Annotated in this window: 20 protein-coding genes, 1 other RNA gene, 1 pseudogene and 1 other annotated feature; of the genes and pseudogenes, 8 read left to right on the top strand and 14 right to left on the bottom strand. The window is 42.0% G+C overall.

Annotated features, from left to right (window positions below; genetic code table 11):
• Positions 1-22: 22 nt before the first annotated feature.
• The 9 genes from A6B41_RS09060 to A6B41_RS09020 form a co-directional block, all read right to left on the bottom strand.
• On the bottom strand, positions 23-751 hold the full coding sequence (locus tag A6B41_RS09060; protein ID WP_032847329.1) for an antA/AntB antirepressor family protein: 729 nt from the start codon (positions 749-751) through the stop codon (positions 23-25).
• Between the two features lie 10 nt (positions 752-761).
• Complete coding sequence (locus tag A6B41_RS09055) at positions 762-980, bottom strand: helix-turn-helix transcriptional regulator (RefSeq protein ID WP_027073975.1); 219 nt, start codon at positions 978-980, stop codon at positions 762-764.
• A 170-nt stretch (positions 981-1150) separates the two neighbouring features.
• Positions 1151-2143 carry a hypothetical protein gene (locus A6B41_RS09050; RefSeq protein ID WP_027073976.1) on the bottom strand — a complete coding sequence of 331 codons (993 nt, stop codon included), beginning with the start codon at positions 2141-2143 and terminating at the stop codon, positions 1151-1153.
• Positions 2144-2514: 371 nt separating this feature from the next.
• Positions 2515-2823, bottom strand: a complete 309-nt coding sequence (locus A6B41_RS09045; protein WP_027073977.1) for a helix-turn-helix domain-containing protein — start codon at positions 2821-2823, stop codon at positions 2515-2517.
• A gap of 8 nt (positions 2824-2831) precedes the next feature.
• Positions 2832-3164 (bottom strand): hypothetical protein, encoded by a 333-nt coding sequence (locus A6B41_RS09040; protein ID WP_027073978.1) that lies wholly within the window; start codon positions 3162-3164, stop codon positions 2832-2834.
• A gap of 327 nt (positions 3165-3491) precedes the next feature.
• Positions 3492-4718, bottom strand: coding sequence for an integrase arm-type DNA-binding domain-containing protein (locus tag A6B41_RS09035; protein WP_027073979.1), 1227 nt, complete (start codon positions 4716-4718; stop codon positions 3492-3494).
• Between the two features lie 272 nt (positions 4719-4990).
• Positions 4991-5357: a transfer-messenger RNA gene (ssrA, locus tag A6B41_RS09030) on the bottom strand.
• Between the two features lie 71 nt (positions 5358-5428).
• Entirely contained in the window at positions 5429-6802 is a 1374-nt protein-coding gene (locus A6B41_RS09025; protein ID WP_027073980.1) for a rhodanese-like domain-containing protein, read from the bottom strand.
• Positions 6803-6810: 8 nt separating this feature from the next.
• Positions 6811-7803 carry a YeeE/YedE family protein gene (locus tag A6B41_RS09020; RefSeq protein ID WP_027073981.1) on the bottom strand — a complete coding sequence of 331 codons (993 nt, stop codon included), beginning with the start codon at positions 7801-7803 and terminating at the stop codon, positions 6811-6813.
• A gap of 190 nt (positions 7804-7993) precedes the next feature.
• On the opposite strand from A6B41_RS09020, the gene A6B41_RS09015 reads away from it, so the two are divergent.
• The 3 genes from A6B41_RS09015 to A6B41_RS09005 all read left to right on the top strand — a co-directional run bounded on the left by A6B41_RS09015 (position 7994) and on the right by A6B41_RS09005 (position 10912).
• Positions 7994-9331, top strand: a complete 1338-nt coding sequence (locus tag A6B41_RS09015; RefSeq protein WP_027073982.1) for an MFS transporter — start codon at positions 7994-7996, stop codon at positions 9329-9331.
• A gap of 150 nt (positions 9332-9481) precedes the next feature.
• Entirely contained in the window at positions 9482-10441 is a 960-nt protein-coding gene (gene rpoH, locus A6B41_RS09010; protein ID WP_027073983.1) for an RNA polymerase sigma factor RpoH, read from the top strand.
• A gap of 162 nt (positions 10442-10603) precedes the next feature.
• Positions 10604-10912, top strand: coding sequence for a DUF3144 domain-containing protein (locus A6B41_RS09005; protein ID WP_032847334.1), 309 nt, complete (start codon positions 10604-10606; stop codon positions 10910-10912).
• 11 nt (positions 10913-10923) lie between these two features.
• On the opposite strand, the gene A6B41_RS09000 is transcribed toward A6B41_RS09005, so the two are convergent.
• The 3 genes from A6B41_RS09000 to A6B41_RS08990 all read right to left on the bottom strand — a co-directional run bounded on the left by A6B41_RS09000 (position 10924) and on the right by A6B41_RS08990 (position 12215).
• Complete coding sequence (locus tag A6B41_RS09000; protein WP_027073985.1) at positions 10924-11232, bottom strand: BrnA antitoxin family protein; 309 nt, start codon at positions 11230-11232, stop codon at positions 10924-10926.
• Between the two features lie 20 nt (positions 11233-11252).
• Positions 11253-11492, bottom strand: a complete 240-nt coding sequence (locus A6B41_RS08995) for a BrnT family toxin (RefSeq protein WP_237052467.1) — start codon at positions 11490-11492, stop codon at positions 11253-11255.
• A 183-nt stretch (positions 11493-11675) separates the two neighbouring features.
• Positions 11676-12215: a KdsC family phosphatase gene (locus A6B41_RS08990; protein WP_027073986.1), complete on the bottom strand. Its 540-nt coding sequence runs from the start codon at positions 12213-12215 to the stop codon at positions 11676-11678.
• Positions 12216-12284: 69 nt separating this feature from the next.
• On the opposite strand from A6B41_RS08990, the gene A6B41_RS08985 reads away from it, so the two are divergent.
• Together A6B41_RS08985 and typA are read left to right on the top strand one after the other, a co-directional pair.
• On the top strand, positions 12285-12968 hold the full coding sequence (locus A6B41_RS08985; protein WP_027073987.1) for a YggS family pyridoxal phosphate-dependent enzyme: 684 nt from the start codon (positions 12285-12287) through the stop codon (positions 12966-12968).
• Positions 12969-13132: 164 nt separating this feature from the next.
• Positions 13133-14980: a translational GTPase TypA gene (gene typA, locus A6B41_RS08980; protein WP_027073988.1), complete on the top strand. Its 1848-nt coding sequence runs from the start codon at positions 13133-13135 to the stop codon at positions 14978-14980.
• A 49-nt stretch (positions 14981-15029) separates the two neighbouring features.
• Here typA and rimI read toward each other — a convergent pair whose 3' ends face one another.
• Both rimI and A6B41_RS08970 read right to left on the bottom strand, forming a co-directional pair.
• The gene (gene rimI, locus A6B41_RS08975) at positions 15030-15467 is read right to left on the bottom strand and encodes a ribosomal protein S18-alanine N-acetyltransferase (protein ID WP_027073989.1); all 438 of its coding nucleotides are present in this window, start codon (positions 15465-15467) and stop codon (positions 15030-15032) included.
• Positions 15460-15882: a DNA polymerase III subunit psi gene (locus A6B41_RS08970; protein WP_027073990.1), complete on the bottom strand. Its 423-nt coding sequence runs from the start codon at positions 15880-15882 to the stop codon at positions 15460-15462. Before A6B41_RS08970 ends, rimI begins: the two co-directional genes overlap by 8 nt.
• A 143-nt stretch (positions 15883-16025) precedes the next feature.
• Here A6B41_RS08970 and rsmC point away from each other — a divergent pair, with 143 nt between their 5' ends.
• The 3 genes and pseudogenes from rsmC (at position 16026) to hisC (ending at position 19346) form a co-directional block, all read left to right on the top strand.
• Positions 16026-17012 carry a 16S rRNA (guanine(1207)-N(2))-methyltransferase RsmC gene (gene rsmC / locus A6B41_RS08965; RefSeq protein WP_027073991.1) on the top strand — a complete coding sequence of 329 codons (987 nt, stop codon included), beginning with the start codon at positions 16026-16028 and terminating at the stop codon, positions 17010-17012.
• Positions 17013-17132: 120 nt separating this feature from the next.
• Positions 17133-17255 (top strand) — a sequence feature (His leader region).
• Positions 17256-17277: 22 nt separating this feature from the next.
• Positions 17278-18270 (top strand): annotated as a pseudogene (gene rhuM, locus A6B41_RS08960) (RhuM family protein).
• Between the two features lie 17 nt (positions 18271-18287).
• Positions 18288-19346, top strand: coding sequence for a histidinol-phosphate transaminase (hisC, locus tag A6B41_RS08955; RefSeq protein WP_027073992.1), 1059 nt, complete (start codon positions 18288-18290; stop codon positions 19344-19346).

Genomic DNA, 19346 nt, shown 5'->3' with positions numbered 1-19346 from the left:
TTGCTATTCCTTTTTATGGACTCTAAGAATTCGCTTGTAGCAGACGGTGAGCAAGTGCTGTTAGCTGTTTTTTGCGTGTGGAATAATCTATATCCAGCTCAAGTAATGCTGCATTTGTTTTTTCTAACTCTGTGAGTAAGGCAAGTTGCTCATCATTGAAATAATCTCTCGCATTGCCTTCGATACCTTTCTCTGCTTTCCACACTTTGAAATTTCCGCCAATAACGAGACTATTTAGTAAATTCTGTTCATTGATGAAGTAGTGTGCTTGTGGTTGCTTACCTTGTCGGATTAGGTGCTTTTGTAGTGCCTCCGTCATTTTGTGGTTATGGTCAATGCTTGCCAGTCGTTCAGCCGTCGCCTGTAGGGTGTTACGGTGTACTTTGGGGGCATACTGTTTCAAGGCTCTTTCTGCATTGATGAAATGTTGGCGGATTACTTGTCCTATTTCATTTCGCTCCATCAAGCAAATGTGCTTGGCGGTATCTATGGAGAGAATGTACTCATTTACTTTCTGAGGTCTTGCCATTGGAGACGGCTCATTATTTGTGCTCCCCCGTTTTGGTGAGCTCAATTCTTGAACAATAATAAAATCTTGTTCTTCAATAAAATTTGCACCCTGTAAACGAGATTTAATCCACGTTGAGAAATCTCTACCCACCTTTAACGCTTGGTGTAAATTACGGGCGTTTATGCCTTGAAAATGGTCGTTTGCTACGATTTCTAAAATCTGATTAAGTGATTGATTCATTGTTTCCCCCTTATACTCGGCTATCCGCCAATGATTGAATAAATGCGTTGATTTCGCTTTCGAGATAGCCTACTGAATTAGCCCCTAGTTGGATTTTCTTCGGGAAGTCTGGGCGGTAGCGTTTTGATTTCGGGTTCTGCCAGTCTTGGAATGTACTTTTACTTACTCCTAAACGTGAGATAGTTTCTAAACGTCTTAGGATTTTTTGAGGTGTTGTTTCAGGTGTCATTATGGTTCTCTCTATCTGTTGGGAATGGATAAGCCGTGATAGTCATCGGCTGCTCGATAGGGATTCTAAGAAAAGAGAGATTGTTCAGGGGGAGAATGAACTATTGAACTGTGTTCATTGAACAAATGAACTGTTTGAATAAAAAATCCGCCATAATTAGCGGATTTTGATTAGGGTTCTAAATATTTCTTAAGTGTATTTTTAGATGGGATTGCCTCATTCGGGTATTTATGGCTTAGCATTGTATGGAGTTCGCTATAAGTCGGCATTCTACCATCTTTCCTAAATTCACTTTTTTGAATAATTAGCTTGATAAAGTGGGCTAATTTATCTTGATCTGTTTTAGATGGTATATTTCCCTCAAATATTAATGGCATATCTGTTTGTTCTAATTGTGTTTCTATCTGTAGGCTTTTATTGATATAGGCTTCTAGCTCTTCTTTTTGAAAATAGAAGATATTTGAAAAATCCTCTTCATCATAAATTTCTTTTAAATCATTATTATTAGATAACTCATCAGATGAGATGTAGTAAGGTTGTAAGCCAATAGGGTAAAATATGATTTCCTTTAGTTTGAAATAAAAATGATCTAATGGACTGTTTACTACATAATAATTATTTAAACTTTTTTGGAGCATTTTATAGAATAGTTTTGAATTTAAAAAGTTTTTACTCGAGATATCTTCTAACATTCGGCTTTCAACCATACCATTAATAATATCAAATTGCTTTCCTAATCCATCAAATACTGGAAAATAAACTGACGCATAAGGATAACGTAGCTCACTAAAATGAAACTCGCCATAAGGATTGTACGAAACTTCAACTTCAATCTTTGTTTGTTTATCTTTAAGCAACAATATATCTTTATATCCGTTGGAACTCTGTAAAACTTCTATATTGCTATCTGTTAAAGCTTTTGTAATGCGTTCAGTAACATCTAATAATTGTGTTTCTATGATTGACTCAAAAACTCCTTTTAACCCATTGATTTTATAAAGAGGATTGCTGTCATTGAATCTAGGAATTGAATAGATATTATTGAATGCTCTAAATTCTCCTTTTGAAGCTAGAAAAATTAAATCCCATTCTTCTAAATTTAATCCTTTGGATTTAACAAAATCACTAGCTTCAGCAAGTGATAAAAATTCTTGAGTAAGCATACATAAACGCCCCTTTGCGTAGCCCTTTACTGTGAGAACGTGGAAAGAGAAATAAAGGGCTTTCTCCTTTCGTGTCGGTTAATTACTCCACCACTATCCACGCTAATTTGAATAAATCCGTATAGGTGCGGATTGAACTTGATTGGCTGTATTTTGCCAATTATTCAGATAAATTACAAATGAAAAGCTGTTTTTTATTACAGTAATAGAGGGTGTTCAAGCAGTTATTTTCTATAGAAATTCGATTCCAATCTGATTCATTTTTAGTACCGACTCCGTACCGTTTGCGGATACATACGAGGAGCATTTAAGGAACAGTACGAGAGAGAAGCCAAAGTAAAAAGCCGTCAATTTTCATCAACGGCTGATTTTTAAAGTCGTGCTATTTGTTCAAATACCTGTGGGGATTGTTCCACTAATCGCAAAAGAATAGTAGCTTGTGGGTTTGGGGTGCTTTTCCCTTGCTCCCACCCTTGATAGGTTTTTACGCTTGTTCGTAAACGTTGAGCAAATACCGCTTGAGAGAGGTTTAATCTTGCCCTAATCGCTTTTACCTCATCGGCTGTAATATGCAACGGTTCAGGGTGTGATAGTGTTTCAGTGCGTAGTGTCCGCTTGCCCTCGAGGTGTTCCTTCATTGCCGTTAAGCCTTCTAATAAATCATCGTATAATGTAGCCATAATAACCCCTATAAAGTCTTTATTAAATCAATGATAGCACTCAATGATTTACGTTGTTCTGTGGTTAAATCTTCTTGTCTATCTTTGCCGTATGCAGTAACTAAATAAATTTGATCACGGCTGATAAAGTAATAATAAATCGCCCTTATTCCGCCCCGCTTCCCTTTGTTGCGTTTGCTATCTGCTAGTCTGATTTTTCTTAGACCATTCAGCCCCTGTATCAAGTCCCCTTTTTCAGGGTTATTTAATAGCTCATTTTGGAAAGCTCTATAATCCTCATCAGTTAAGTTTTCATCTCTAAAACGCTCAAAAGGTGGCAATTCAATAAAAGTCAAATTCATTCTATCCGTTCCTGTACGGCTCTATTAGGTGTTATATTATCCGCAATATGCGTATAAATCAAGGTGGGTTTTAGATATAAATAATCAAGCATTTTAAAAAATTAGGTGATGTTTTGGTGTTTAGGTGATATTTTGGTGATGTTTTTTTGAAAATATCACCATTCATCAAGCCTTGATATATAAGGCTTTGTATCTATTTAGGTGAAAAAGGTGATATTTTTTCTAAAAGTTTGGTTGTAAAAAAATATATATAGAAGAACGAGAATAAAAAAGCCGTTAGGAGTTACCCAACGGCATTACAAGCGGTCATATTTGGCGGAAAATTTACTAGGCTACTTTTAAATGATATTGAGGCAAGCTACCCTGTGAACATTCCTCTACAAAATCCGCCCACGTCTGAAGAAGTTTAAAACGCTGTTCTAGTCTCTCCCCTCTGTCATAGGCTAATTTTACCCGATCTGAATTAATGTGAGATAAAGCCACTTCGATTAAATCGCTGTTGTAGCCCTTTTCATTTAAATAAGTTGAGGCAATCGACCGCATACCGTGAGCTACTAACTTACCTTTATAGCCCATTCGCTTTATAGCACTGTTGGCGGTTTGTGTGTTAACGTGAGTCTTTGGATTTTTCACACTTGGGAACAAATATTCTTTTCCGCCACTCAACTTTTTAATCTCCCTTAAAAGTGCGATAGCTTGCCGCGATAGTGTAATTTTATGTTCAATGCCTCGCTTCATATTTTCAGGTGGAATAGTCCATAGTTTCGCCTTTTCGTCTATATGCTCCCATTTTGCCCTTGCTGATTCGTTCGGGCGGGTCATAATGAGTAACTGCCACAGAATCAAATAACGAGTCTGTAAGTGAATTTGAGCGTTTTGTAGCGTATATAAGAACTCGCCTAAATCTTCGGGCTTGATAGTTTTAAAATGCTCTACAGTTGGACTATCGAACTCTTTCGCAATGTTGGCCGTAGGGTTAAAAGGTATCATTTCCCTATGTACGGCAAACATCATAATTTCGTTATGCTTTTGAATTGTCCGCTTTAACTTCTCTAGCTTGCCTTCGTCTTGGTACTGCTTAAAGGCTTTAATCGCTATTGGTGCGGTTATCTGAGTGATAGGCATTTTTCCAAAGTGGGGGAGTAGGTTATTTTTGATTAAGGCCATCACATCTTTTTGATAATTCTCTGAAAAATTTTTCTTTGTCTTACGGTGTTCCAGCCACAACCACGCTACATTTTCGTAAGTATTGTTTATCTCGTTAGCTTTTGCCTGTGCTTGCTGTTGTCGGTAGATTTGAGGATCGATATTTTGAGCCAGTAAAGCCCGATATTCTTCTCTGATTTCCCTTGCCTGTGCTAAAGAAATATCAGGATAACCGCCTATGCTTAAATCATTCCGCTTTTTTGTGAACGGTCTTTCATACCTAAACCGCCACAACTTAGAATTTTGCGTAATAACAAGTAGCAAACCGCTACCGTCTCGCAATGGGCTATCTTCGGGCTTCGCTTTTCTTATCTGTGTGTCATTCAAAGGTGTGATTTTTCTAGCCATAACAAACCTTTAGGAGTATGAAATTTAAATATTAGGAGTATGATTTTGTTTAGGAGTACAAAACTAAAAGCGATAAAGCCTTATCTAAACAGGCTCTAAAGTGGTTTTAGGAGTACAAATTTTTAGGAGTATTTCTGCGTACTCCTAAATATACTCCTAAAATCTTCGGATTTGATTGTACTTGATAGGTACGCATAGGGCAATAAAAAAGCCTTGAGCTATTGTAATTCAAGGCTTTTTTGGTATCTATAGAACTCTATAGGTTTATAATTTGGTGGAGCTGGGGGGATTTGAACCCCCGTCCGAAATTTCTCTACCTTCAGTACTACATGTTTAGTCTAGTCTTTAATTTCGCTTATCCACAGCGGACAGACACGCAATGAATAAACTAGCTATGTTCAATTTAGTGCTTCGATCCTATAGCTGCGGCTTCAACACGATCTCGTTTTGGGTGACTTATCTTTACCCTCGTCTTACGAGCGGAAGCTGAGGAGATAAGGCTTTAAAGCAGGTTATTAAGCTGCTAAAGCGTATTGTTCGTCGTTTGCGACTATTTTTTTGCGGTTTGTTTACGAGGCCTACCGCACCTCGACATGCACCTTGGGCTTCGCCAATCCCGTCGAATCCAAAATCAGCCCCAAAAGTCTGGTAATTCTAGCGGAAAGCGGTCGGTTTTGCAAAATAATTTGCAAATTCGACCGCTTGCGTGATTAACTCTTACAAGAAAGCCCTGTTCTTGGCGTGGTGCCGAAGAAGTTTTTTGCATTCGGTTTTGCCGCATTGGACGGTGCTTTGGTTGGCAGTGATGAATCCATTTGCCACGCATTCCAGCCGCCGTCATACACAATCGCATTTTTCCAACCTGCCATTTGGGTCATAAACCACGGAATGCCTGCACGCCAGCCCGTGCCGCAGTAGAACGCTAATGAGTCGTTCGGTTTGATGCCCTGTTTTTCCCATAAAGCGAAAATTTCTTTTGGGTTACGCAGTGAGCCGTCTGGATCGTAGTAGTCCGCCACGTTAGAAGAGTCTGTGCCGGCATAGCCCCAAATTGCCCCCTCCGGTTCGCCTTTGCCCGGAATGTAGTCGTAGCCGCTGATCGTGCCTAAATGCTCTTCCCACGCACGAATACTCACGAGTTTTACGCCCTCTTTCTGCTTGGCGTAGGCTTCTTGGGCGGTGTCAATCGAAAGTTGCGGATTGGCAGGGATTTTCACGCCAAAGTCGGTCGCAGGGGTTGGCGTGTTTACGGTGGTGTCGATTGGGAACTCGTTATTGATCCACGCATTCATTCCGCCGTTGAGGATACGCACATCTTCCACGCCAGCCCATTTCAACGCCCACAACACACGGAACGCCGCCAGTTGGTTTTCGGAGTAAAGCACGATGGTTTTATCTTTGGTGATGCCGTTTTTCAGCAAGTTTTGCTCGATGATTTCAGGCGAAGACAAGTTCCACACCGGTGCATTTTCGATCCAGTCGGTATCGAAGTGGTAGGCTCCTGTAACGTGCTGTTTGTAACCGGCAGCTTGATCGACCGGCCCCCACGAAACGTGGAAGACCATCGTTTCCGTGCCGTTGTGGGTTTCCGGTTTTTTGCCTTCCAACGCATCTTTCAGCCATTGTGCCGAAACGAGCCAGTGGTAGTTCGGGAAGCTTTCCAGTGGAGCGGTCGAATCTTGAGTATATTTTACAAAATCCTTAAACTGCTTCACTTTGTAGCCTTTGGCGGTGAACTCGGCACTCACTTTCTCTAAGTTGTCGAGGTTGTCATCGTACAGCACGATAGTTTTTTCTTTGGTGATGCCTTTGTCGGCAGCAAAGCTCTCGAAATAGTCGGGGTGAATGCCCTCAATCCACTCGGCGGTGAACTGAACGGCGTTCGGAATATGTCCGCCACGGGCGGTTTTACTGCTTTTGAAGCCGTTGTAGAAGGTGTCGCCACGGGTATCGACAATCACAAATTCAGGGTTGTCTTTGGCTTTCAGCAAATCGGCTTGCGAAATTTCGCCGCTTTTTTGCTCGTTACAGCCTGCCAATAAGCCCAAAGCGAGAGCCAATGCAGATAATTTTAAGGTTTTCATAAAAACTCCTAACAAGTTGATTCTAAAGGATTTTTGCGAAGAATGAACACGCACCACACGCCAAACATCATCACGAATGTTGCAATCCATCCTTGCCAAGAGAAATAAGCTGTGCCGACTACTGCATTTGCCATTGTGCAACCGCCGGTGAGTGCTGCACCTACGCCCATCAGCACGCCACCGCCGACACTTTTGCCGAAATCAGCCGTTGAAAGCGGTTTCCAGCGGAACGTCCCCGCCAGTTTGGCGGAAAGGAACGAGCCAATCACCACGCCAATTACGAGGTACGTTCCCCAATTCAAATAGCGTTGCTGCCCGAGCGTGACATATTGCAGCGTATGCCCAAGCGGAATACTGAAACTCAGCCCGAATTCACGTCCGCTTTCCGCGCTCAACGCCCAGCCGAGAATGCTCACCAAACCGAGCATAATGGCAGTAAAGTGCGGCGACCAAATTTGACGAAACGGTTGGCGGGGAACAAGCGGTTGAATTTGGCGATTTTTTTGCAACGCCCACAGCGCAAGCAGGCAAATCGGTACAATAAAATAGAGGCTGGAAACGCCCACGGTTTGCGGAATGGTCACGAGCGAACTCTCCGCTTCAAGCTGCGATGCCACCCAAAATTTCAGCACGCCCGTTTGGGTCGCCACAGTGGTAATCGCAAACACAATCAGCGTGATGATAGCAGCGATCATTCCCTCGCCGGCCCGATAAAGCTGCCCTGATACACAACGGTTCGCCACGCCCATACCAACGCCGAATAAAAACGCCCCGAGCAAGGTCGCCAAAATCGGCATTGATGAAGTAGGAAAACGGATCACGCCCTGTTGTTGCAACACAAAAAAACCGACCGACTGCACCGCAATCGCAATTAAAAGAGGAGAAAAGGAGGCGAAATCTCGCTTAAATACGATGTTACGCAACTGACCGGAAAGGCAAAATTGCCCCCGTTGCAAAATGACGCCGAGCAACAGCCCGACAAAAAGACCGGAAATCAACATAGATTAAACCTTAATACTATGAAAATAAGAAAAGTGTCCAGATTATAACAGTTGGCAGTAAGATAACAATGAGAAAATAAATCAAAAATGAGATCTAGATCTCTTGTTTTTTCGCATATTGGGAATAGTATGTGCCTTGGTTTTCCAAATCTTCACTTCATCACAGTTATTTTAACTTAAGGAGTCCTCCATGACTTTGGCTTATGCTCAAAGAGAGCCTGAAAAATTTGCAACATTTTTGAAACGGCAAAAAATGATTTTTATTGTAGCGTTTTTAGGTTATGTCTGTGCTTATTTGGTGCGTAATAACTTTAAACTTATGTCGAAATCAATTATGGTCACTAACGGTTGGGATAAAGCAGATATTGCAATGTTGCTATCTTGCTTAACTATTTCCTATGGACTGGCGAAGTTTTATATGGGGGCATTGGGTGATAAGGTTGATTTGCGTAAATTGTTCTCGATTTGTTTGGCGGCAAGTGCGGCTATTTGCTTGATTATCGGGTTTTATCATACTTCAATTATAGTCTTAGCTGTTTTATTAGTTTTATGCGGTGTGGTGCAAGGGGCATTGGCTCCTGCATCGCAAAATATGATTGCCAATTATTACCCGAATAAAACCCGAGGGGCAGCTATTGCAGGTTGGAATATTTCGCAAAATATGGGCTCGGCATTATTACCAATGATGATTGCGATGATGACGACAATGGGGTTCATTGTGCCTTCTACAGGTAATGTATTGCTTGCTTTCTTAGTGCCGGCAGTGTTGGTTCTTTTATTTGCGATTTTCTGTTGGAAATACGGCGGTGATAATCCTGAAGCCGAAGGATTAGATTCCTTACGTACAATGTATGGTGATGCCGGTGAGTCTAACGTGGCTTCAGAGGAAGAAAAACATAATCTTGGGTATTGGCAGTTAATTTGGAAATATGTTTTTCTTAATCCGGCGTTGTTGTTAGTTGCCGCAGTGAACGTAGCACTCTATTTTGTGCGTTTTGGTATTGAAGACTGGATGCCGATTTATTTACACGAAGTTGCCAAAATGGGAGATGCAGAATCCCATGTAGCTATTTCTGTTTTAGAATGGGTCGCTATTCCCGGTTCGCTTGTTTTTGCGTGGTTAGCGGTAAAATATCCAAATAAAATGGCAAAAATGGGTGCAATAGGCTTATTTATTATGGTTGGCGTGGTATTTGCTTATGAGTTGGTGACAGCAAGTGGTTCGCCAAATTACGCATTACTATTAGTGATTTGCGGTATTTTAGGTGCGCTAATTTATGGGCCACAGTTAATTGTAAATATCTTAACCATTAACTTCGTGCCACTTAATGTGGCAGGTACTGCAATTGGTTTTGTCGGCGTGACCGCTTATTTAATCGGTAATATGGGGGCGAACTGGATTATGCCGATTATTGCCGATAGTTTTGGTTGGTTCTGGTCTTATGCCATTATTGCTGCTCTTTCCGCCTTTTCAGCTGTTGGCTATTTAATTTTAGCTAAACATGAGGAAAAAACGGTCAAAGCCTAATTTTATTCATTACTCCTGAGTATTAAAAGTTGAGTTTTAATCGGAACTCAACTTTTTTATTACGTTCTAAGAAAAGATTTACAATATTACTAAGATATAGTTTAACATTGTTATAATATGTTGGTTGCGGATAGTTTTAAGAGATAGAGAATGAAAAAATTTGACGAAAATGAAATTGAAGATGCTGAAATTATTGAAGCTGAGCTTGTTGAGCCGGGCGAGATAGTTGAAGATTCTCCAAATGTAGAAGCAATGCACCCTGCGTTAGTTTCTGCATCCATGCCGGTGCCACAAGGCAATTTGGATAGCTATATCCGAATGGCGAATCAATATCCGATTCTTTCCGCTGAGCAAGAAAAGGAGCTTGCCGAACGTTATTATTATGATGAAGATGTTGAGGCAGCAAAACAGCTTATTCTCTCGCATATGCGTTTTGTGATCCACATTGCCCGTGGCTATATGGGCTACGGATTGCCGCTGGCGGATTTAATCCAAGAGGGCAATATCGGCTTGATGAAGGCGGTAAAGCGCTTTGACCCGAATGTGGGCGTGCGTTTGGTTTCATTTGCAGTGCATTGGGTGAAAGCAGAAATTCACGAATATGTACTGAAAAATTGGCGAATTGTGAAAGTCGCCACCACCAAAGCGCAACGTAAACTGTTCTTTAATCTGCGAAAAAATAAAAATCGCTTGGCGTGGTTTAACGAAGAAGAGATCAAAAAAGTTGCTGATGATTTGGGCGTGACGGTGGAGGAAGTGCGTGAAATGGAATCGCGTATGACCGGGCAAGATCTCGGTTTTGATTTACCTGCCGGTGAAGACGACGAAGATACTTACGCTCCTTCTATGTATATTGAAGACAGCAGCTCCAATTTTGCCGATGATTTGGAAGATGAGCAGCATAACGGGCAAGCCACGGCACAGCTTGCTTATGCTCTAGCAACGCTTGATGAACGCAGCCAAGATATTATCAAAACCCGTTGGTTAGATGATAATAAGGCGACCTTACAAGATCTTGCCGATAAATATGGTATCTCAGCCGAGCGCGTTCGCCAGCTTGAAAACGCGGCATTGAAAAAAATTAAAGAAGCAATTTCATTAGACGATTAATGAATAACCTACAAGCGGTGATTTTTTACTCGCTACGCTCGCACTTCGTGCCGTCGGCAGAGCCGACGTTCAAACGCAAGCGTTTGTGCAAAATTTTACGCAAATATCACCGCTTGTATTTATTTCATCCAAATAAAATTTTACGATGAAAACGAGGATATTATGATTAATATTTCAGACAAACAAATTGACCCCACTTTCTACCAACGTGCAGACGGTTTTATCAATATCGCTAACGCCCATTTGCAAAACATTGCCCCAACTCAAGTTAGCAACGCGATGCTTTTTGCCTGTGCCAGATTTAACGCCTATGTCGCTGCCAGCAAAGCAGAATACAAACAACAATTAGCCGATTCCAGAGAAGAGGTGATTAACTACTTTGTCGAACAATACAAAGAGATGCTTACCGCCAATTTAGACGAATACATCTACCACTTCGAGCGTTATATTGAAGGAAAAAAGGCGGATTAGTGTTATACGGTTTATGGCGAAGCTTGCTTTATAAAATCGCTGAACACTTGATTAATGCGGCTTTGCCAGCCTTTCCCTGAGGCACGAAAAGCCTCGACTACGGTTTTATCTAACCGTAACGATACCAACTCTTTTTGGGAACCGCTTGGTCTGCCCCGTTTTTTAATTGCAGTTTCAAATTCTGCTTGGCTAACAGGGCGGTCATCTTCATCTACACCGTTCCAAACAAAATCTTGAGTTTCAGGAATGGACTCAATAGCAGAGAGTAGCTGTTTTTTAGTTAATGGTTTATTCGTCAAAGTAGTTTTGTAGGTATTCATAATATGCTTCTCTTTCCGCTTTAGACGCTTTGCGAAAGCTGATTAAGCGAATATGATCTTCTCGTTCGGTATGGGCAAGGGATAACACCAGTAATCGACCAAAGGAATATGCAAGATTGCGTTGTTAGTTCATTATTACGAATAGTTTCAACATCAAATCGATAAGGCGAAGATAAAACCTCATCGGCATCAGCAAAATCTAATCCGTGTTTTTCCAAATTGATTTGGCGTTTGGTTTCGTCCCAAGTATAGATTTTCACAATTATTGTATATACATAAAATAAATTTAACCAATATTGAATAAAATTTAGCAAGGTTGAATGAGAAAATCAGATTGAAAAATGATATTTTCGATGCAGATCGCAAAATGAGATATGGTAGCTTGATTTATTGATAAGAAAGGAATAGGGGATAATTTCCCCTATATTGATGAGATAGCGTTACTACTGAGCCATTTTCTCCGCAATGGTTAAAAAACCGTCTGCGGTTTTAAAAATTTCGCTGAAGCCTTGGGCTTCTAGAATTTTATCGGAAACTTCACGAAAAGCACCTTCGCCGCCGGCTTTTTCTAGCACCCAATCCGCTTGGGCTTTGATGTAATCGTGGGCGTTGCGGGGAGCGATGGCTAATCCGCACACCTCAAAAGCAGGTAAATCTAAGGTATCATCACCGATATAGGCGGTTTGTTCCGGTGTGACGCCTGCTTTTTCCATCAACTCAAAGCAGGCGGAACGTTTTTCCATTTTGCCGAGTAGGGCTAAATCAATTTTTAATACTTCTAATCGTTTGCGGAGCAAGGCAGAATCTCCACCTGAAAGTACCGCCACTTTAATGCCGCAACTTTGCAACATTTTCACGCCTAAGCCGTCGTGAACGTGGAAACGTTTCATCACTTCGCCTTGGTCGGTGTAGTACATTCCTCCGTCGGTTAAAACGCCATCAACATCGGTAATCACGAATTTAATCTTGGTTAGGTCTAACATTTTTTTGCCTCAAATATGGTATGATTTTGCCATTATAGCGTTTTGCTTTTAGTTTACAAAGGAACGGAAATGTCGATTTCAGCGAATTTAGTGCAAATTCATCAAAAAATTCAGCAAATTTCAAATGCGTGCCAACGGGAAAATGTACGTTTATTGGCAGTCTCCAAAACCAAACCTGTTGAGGCGATTCAAGCGGCGATTGATGCCGGACAATTCGCTTTTGGCGAAAATTACGTGCAGGAAGCGGTCGAAAAAATAGAATTTTTTGCAAATCGAACAGATCTAGAATGGCATTTTATTGGGCCATTGCAATCGAATAAAACCAAACTGGTTGCTGCTCATTTTGATTGGATTCAAACGGTGGATCGGCTCAAAATTGCTGAGCGTTTAAATGAGCAGCGTCCAAGTGACAAAGCTCCGCTAAATGTGCTGATTCAAATTAACATCAGCGATGAAAATTCCAAATCAGGTATTCAAGCTGAGGAGATGTTGCCGCTCGCCCAAGCGATATCCCAATTACCGAATTTAAAATTGCGTGGCTTAATGGCGATTCCTAAGCCGGAAAGCGAGCCGGAGCAACAAAAAATCGCCCTTTGCAAAATGCAGCAACTTTTTAACCGCTTGCAAACGGAATTTGACGGCATTGATACCCTTTCAATGGGAATGTCGGACGATATGCAAGCCGCGATTGAATGCGGTTCGACCATGGTGCGAATTGGTACGGCGATTTTTGGGGCGAGGGATTATCAGTAATTGAGTAAGGTTGGGAGATATTTGCAAAATCTTTTACAAATTCCACCGCTTGTTTTGTAGCCAAAAAACGAAAAAGTCTGTATAATTCGACCTCCAATTTCTAGACTCTCGCCGGTTTTGATGGGCGAGAGTTTTTATTTTCATTCACTTAAAAAGATATTCCAATGCAAAATGTAGATATTAATAAATTGCGTAACATAGCAATTATTGCACACGTAGACCACGGTAAAACAACGTTGGTTGATAAACTTTTACAACAATCAGGCACTTTTGAAGCAAGTCGTGGTGATGTTGATGAGCGTGTTATGGACTCAAACGATCTTGAAAAAGAACGTGGCATTACTATTCTTGCTAAAAACACCGCGATTAACTGGAACGGTTACCACATCAACATCGTAGATACCCCGGGGCACGCCGATTTCGGTGGCGAAGTTGAGCGTGTACTTTCAATGGTGGATTCTGTGTTACTCGTGGTTGATGCTTTTGACGGTCCGATGCCACAAACCCGTTTCGTAACGCAAAAAGCGTTCGCTCACGGCTTAAAACCAATTGTGGTTATTAATAAAGTTGACCGCCCGGGTGCTCGTCCTGATTGGGTGGTGGATCAAGTATTTGACCTGTTCGTCAACTTAGGTGCGACCGATGAGCAATTAGATTTCCCAATTATCTACGCTTCAGCATTAAACGGTGTGGCAGGCCTAGAACACGAAGAGTTGAGCTCTGATATGACGCCACTTTATGAGGCGATTGTAAAACACGTTCAACCACCACAAGTGGAATTAGACGCACCGTTCCAAATGCAGATTTCACAGTTAGACTACAACAACTATGTGGGCGTTATCGGTATCGGCCGTATCAAGCGTGGTTCGGTAAAACCTAACCAAGCGGTTACGATTGTCGATAGTGAAGGCAAAACCCGTCAAGGTCGTATTGGGCAGGTGTTAGGCCACTTAGGTTTACAACGCTTTGAGGCAACAGAAGCCTTCGCTGGTGATATTATTGCGATTACCGGTTTAGGCGAATTAAATATTTCAGATACTATCTGTGATATTAATGCAGTTGAAGCTTTACCGGCATTAACGGTTGATGAACCAACAGTAACCATGTTCTTCTGTGTAAATACTTCTCCGTTCTGTGGCCAAGAAGGTAAATTCGTGACTTCACGCCAAATTCTTGAGCGTTTAAACAAAGAGTTAGTACATAACGTAGCATTGCGTGTAGAAGAAACCCCTAACCCGGACGAGTTCCGTGTATCTGGTCGTGGTGAATTACACTTATCGGTATTAATCGAAAATATGCGTCGTGAAGGTTACGAATTAGCGGTTTCTCGTCCGAAAGTAATCTATAAAGAAGAAAATGGCAAACAACAAGAGCCGTTTGAGCAAGTGACAATTGATATTGAAGAACAGCACCAAGGTTCAGTAATGGAAGCCTTAGGTATCCGTAAGGGTGAAGTGAAAGATATGATCCCGGATGGTAAAGGCCGTACTCGTTTAGAGTATGTGATTCCAAGCCGTGGTTTAATCGGTTTCCGTAATGAATTTATGACGATGACGTCAGGTACCGGCTTACTTTACTCGACATTCAGCCATTACGATGATGTGAAACCGGGCGAAATTGGTCAGCGTAAAAACGGTGTGTTAATTTCAAATGCAACGGGTAAAGCATTAGCTTATGCGTTATTCGGTTTACAAGAGCGTGGTAAATTGATGATCGACCACGGTGTTGATGTATACGAAGGTCAAATTATCGGTATCCACAGCCGTTCAAACGACTTAACCGTAAACTGCTTACAAGGCAAAAAATTAACCAATATGCGTGCTTCAGGTAAAGATGATGCGATTGTCTTAACCACACCGGTACGTTTCTCATTAGAACAAGCGTTGGAGTTTATTGATGACGATGAGTTAGTGGAAGTAACCCCACAATCAATCCGTATCCGTAAACGCCTATTAACGGAAAACGACCGCAAACGTGCAAGCCGTACAACGACAAGCACCAGCACACGTTAATCGATAAAAAAGAGCGACTTAGGTCGCTCTTTTGTTTTTTTTAATTGGGCTATAAATACAACGCCATTACCACTGCATTTTCTTTTCCACCTTCGGGAGTCGGGTAGTAATTTTTCCGAATAGTCACTTCATTAAACCCTAGAGAATCATAGAGTTTTTGTGCCGCAATGTTGGATTCTCGAACTTCTAGCCAAAGGGTTGCTATACCACGTTTTTGTAGTTGCAAAATTAATTCGGAAAGTAACCGCTTGCCAAAGCCTTGGTGCTGAAAATCAGGATCGACTGCAATATTAAACAGTGTGGCTTCATCTAGTACTATTTGGCTGATAGCAAAAGCGACAATTTTGCCGTTTTCCACATATTTTAAATTCAAGTATTTATCACCTTGATTATTCAGCAGTGTGCCTTTCGACCACGGCACTAAATGGGCTTTTTGCTCAATCTCAAACAAACGTTCAAAATCAGCCTGCCGGATTTCTTCAATCACTATTTTTCTCCAAATGGTTGGAATAGGCTTCCATTTGCTGCCAAAGTTGGCGTTTGTGAGTAGAATAGGTTAAATCTTGCCAACAAGTATTTTGCCAAGCGGTCGAATTTGCAAAATTTTTTGCAATTTTAACCGCTTGTTCCTCCGCTTGAATCAGCCATATTATTGGCGAATGTTGGAAGACTAACCGCTGAGATTGCTCAGCATTCAGCCATTGATATTCCGATTTTTGCAACCCTAATGCCAGCAAAATATCTGAAAACAGGCGGCTGGTTTGGTGATCTTCCTCACAGATCACAATAAATCTCACATTTTTATTTAAACGAATTTGAGCATCGCCTTTTAGCACTTGCGGTTTAGTTAAAACCCATTGCGAAATACCCATTTCATTTAACAGCAAATCACGCCTATTCATCTTAAACCTCATAAATTTTACGGCATAGTACCAAAACTCAGGCAAATGAGGAAATTTTTTGCGAAAATTAGCGGATTTCACAAGATTTATCCGCCTAAATTCGGTATATTCAATGCTAAATTTTTTAGGGAAGGCGAGAAAAAATGCTCTCATTAGAAAGCGAAGTGCTTGAACGCCACTTGGCGTTATTTGAAAATAAATCGGTGTTATTGTTTGGTGATGTACGAGATGACTTCGCCCAACAGTTAAAATCTGCCCCGAACGTGGCAATCTTTAGCAGCTATTTTGACTACGCCCGCCACCGCTCGAATGTGCAATTTGGCTTGGTGTGTGATCTTAAAGCGGACTTAGCGGTATTTTATTGGACGAAGAACAAACAAGAGTGCCAATTCCAATTAATTCAATGGCTATCACAATGCCAAGTGGGGCAGGAAATGTTGATTATCGGCGAAAACCGAGCGGGTGTTCGCTCGGTAGAAAAATTGCTTGAACCATTCGGTAATATCGCCAAAATTGATTCCGCCCGCCGTTGTGGCCTTTATCATTTTGAGCTACAAAGCGTGCCGAAGTTCGATTGCAAAAAATTCTGGAAATCTTACCGCTTGCAAACGTTAGATATCTTCGCTCTGCCGGCAGTGTTTAGCTCGGCAGAATTGGATAACGGCACAAAATTATTACTTTCTACTTTCAGCAAAGAAGGCAGATTAAAAGGTAAAGTGTTGGATTTAGGCTGCGGTGCCGGGGTAATTGGGGCAACGCTGAAACAGCAATTCCCGAAAATCAAACTGACAATGAGCGATATTCACGCAATGGCACTGGAATCTAGCCGCTGCACCTTGGCGGAAAATCAGTTAGAGGGCGAAGTGATAGCGAGCGATGTGTTCTCTCACATTTCAGAACGCTTTGATTTAATTGTGTCGAACCCACCATTCCACGATGGCGTAGATACTGCCTATCGAGCTGTAGAAGAGCTCATTTTTCAAGCGAAAAACCATCTCACCAAGGGTGGTGAATTACGCATTGTCGCCAATGCTTTTTTACCTTACCCGGATTTGCTTGATAAAGCCTTCGGCAAACACGAAGTGCTGGCAAAATCCACTAAATTTAAGGTGTATTCGGCAAGAACATAACAAATCTGACGCCCAGAAAAAATGCAAAATTCGTATAAAAAACACTTGCTATTTAGGATGTCTTAGCGTAAATTCTTTTCAAACTGTTTGGAGAAACACCATGAATTTTAACTACACTTCACATCACCACCGTTTAACCTGATATCTTTCGGGCATTTGGTGTGTGCGGAAGATAAATCTTCCGAGCAAGTGTAGCAGTCAAGAAACAATCTCTCGGAAGGCAACTTTCGAGAGATTTTTTTATAAATAAAATTTAGGGGTAATAATGAAAAACCCGATTGAAATTTACCAAAGTCAAGATGGCACAACGAACATTGAAGTTCAATTTAATCAAGATACTGTTTGGCTATCGCAGGCACAAATGGCAACGCTATTTGGCAAGGATGTGCGTACTATTAACGAACATATTGCAAACGTGTTTTCAGAAGGCGAATTAGAGCAAGATTCAACTATCCGGAAATTCCGGATAGTTCGTCAGGAAGGTTCTCGCCAAGTGAGCCGTGAAATCGAACATTATGATTTGGATATGATTATTTCTGTCGGCTATCGTGTGAAATCCCCACAAGGCGTAGCTTTTCGCCGTTGAGCAACCGCTCGTTTAAAAGATTATCTGGTTAAAGGCTATGCTATCAATGAACGCCGTTTGAAAGAAAAAGGGATTGAATTTGAGCAGGTTATCGGATTGTTGAGCCAAACGTTAGCCAATCAGGCATTGGTGACGGCAGACGGGCAAGCGGTGCTGAACGTGGTGCAAGATTACGCTCGCAGTTGGAGTTTGCTCCAAGCCTATGATGAACAAAGTTTGCAAGCCAATCCGCATAAACAATCAGAGATGATTTCGCTTGAAATGGAACAAGTATGGTTGGCGATTTCACAGCTGAAACAAACTCTTATCGAAAAAGGCGAAGCGACAGAATTGTTCGGCAATCCTCGAAATGATGGCTTGGCTTCTGCAGTGGCGACGATTGAACAAGGCTTTGGCGATGAACTGTTTTACCCGAATGTTGCCAGCCGTGCAGCGAATTTGCTCTATTTTGTGATTAAAAACCACCCTCTCACGGACGGTAATAAACGCACAGGCTCGTTCTTGTTTTTGTGGTATTTACGCCTCAATCAGCATTTGCTCGCTAAGCCTGTGGAACAGCTGATTAATGACAATACCTTAGTTGCTTTAGCGTTGCTAGTGGCGGAAAGTATGCCTGAACAAAAGGAATTGATGATTAAACTAATTGAGCATTTTATTTTATTAAAAGCATAACAATACAGGAACACAATATGACAATCTCACAACTTTCCCGAAAAAACATTCGATCCCTGACCCCGTACCAATCCGCCCGCCGATTGGGCGGCAGTGGCGATGTGTGGCTGAACGCCAATGAATACGCGGTGTCGCCGAACTTTGATTTAACCGACCGTACTTTTAACCGCTACCCCGAGCCGCAACCGCAGGCGGTGATTGAGGGCTACGCCCGTTATGCAGGTGTTTCGCCTGAAAATGTGCTGGTGTCTCGTGGTGGTGATGAGAGCATTGAGCTGATTATTCGGGCATTTTGCGAGCCGAATGACTGTATTCTCTACTGTCCGCCGACCTACGGTATGTATGCAGTGAGTGCCGACACTTGTGGTATTGCTGCTAAAACCGTGCCACTGACTGCCGATTTCCAGCTTGATTTACCGCAAATCCAAGCCAATTTGGATGGTGTGAAAGTGGTGTTTGTGTGCAGCCCGAACAACCCGACAGGCAACCTGATCAAGCGGTCAGATTTGCTCGAACTTTTGCAAATGACCCCAGGCAAAGCGATTGTGGTGGTCGATGAAGCCTATATCGAATTCTGCCCTGAGGCGAGCCTCGTTAATGAGCTGAAAAACTTCCCACATCTGGCGATTATCCGCACGCTCTCCAAAGCCTTTGCCTTGGCGGGCTTGCGTTGCGGCTTTACCTTGGCGAACGCCGATCTGATTGGCGTGCTGCAAAAAGTGATTGCCCCGTATCCGCTGCCTGTGCCCGTTTCCGACATAGCCGCCCAAACCCTTTCGCCACAAGGCATTGAGCAAATGAAAACCCGTGTGGCGGAAGTGCTCACTCTGCGTGCCGATTTGCAAAAAAATCTCGAAAACCTACCGCTTGTAGAAAAAGTTTTTGAGAGCGAGGCAAACTATCTGTTATTCAAATGCCAAGACGGGCAGAAAGTGTTTAAAGCCCTTTGGGAACAGGGGATTATTTTGCGGGATCAGCACAAGGCGTTGGGGTTGAGGGATTGTATAAGGATTACGATTGGGACGGAAGAAGAAAATCAAAGAGTGATTGAGGCGATTAAAGTACTGAGTCAATAA

Source organism: Mannheimia granulomatis, from assembly GCF_013377255.1.
GTDB classification, from domain to species: Bacteria; Pseudomonadota; Gammaproteobacteria; order Enterobacterales; family Pasteurellaceae; genus Mannheimia; species Mannheimia granulomatis.
This window is presented reverse-complemented; position numbering and strand designations above follow the sequence as displayed.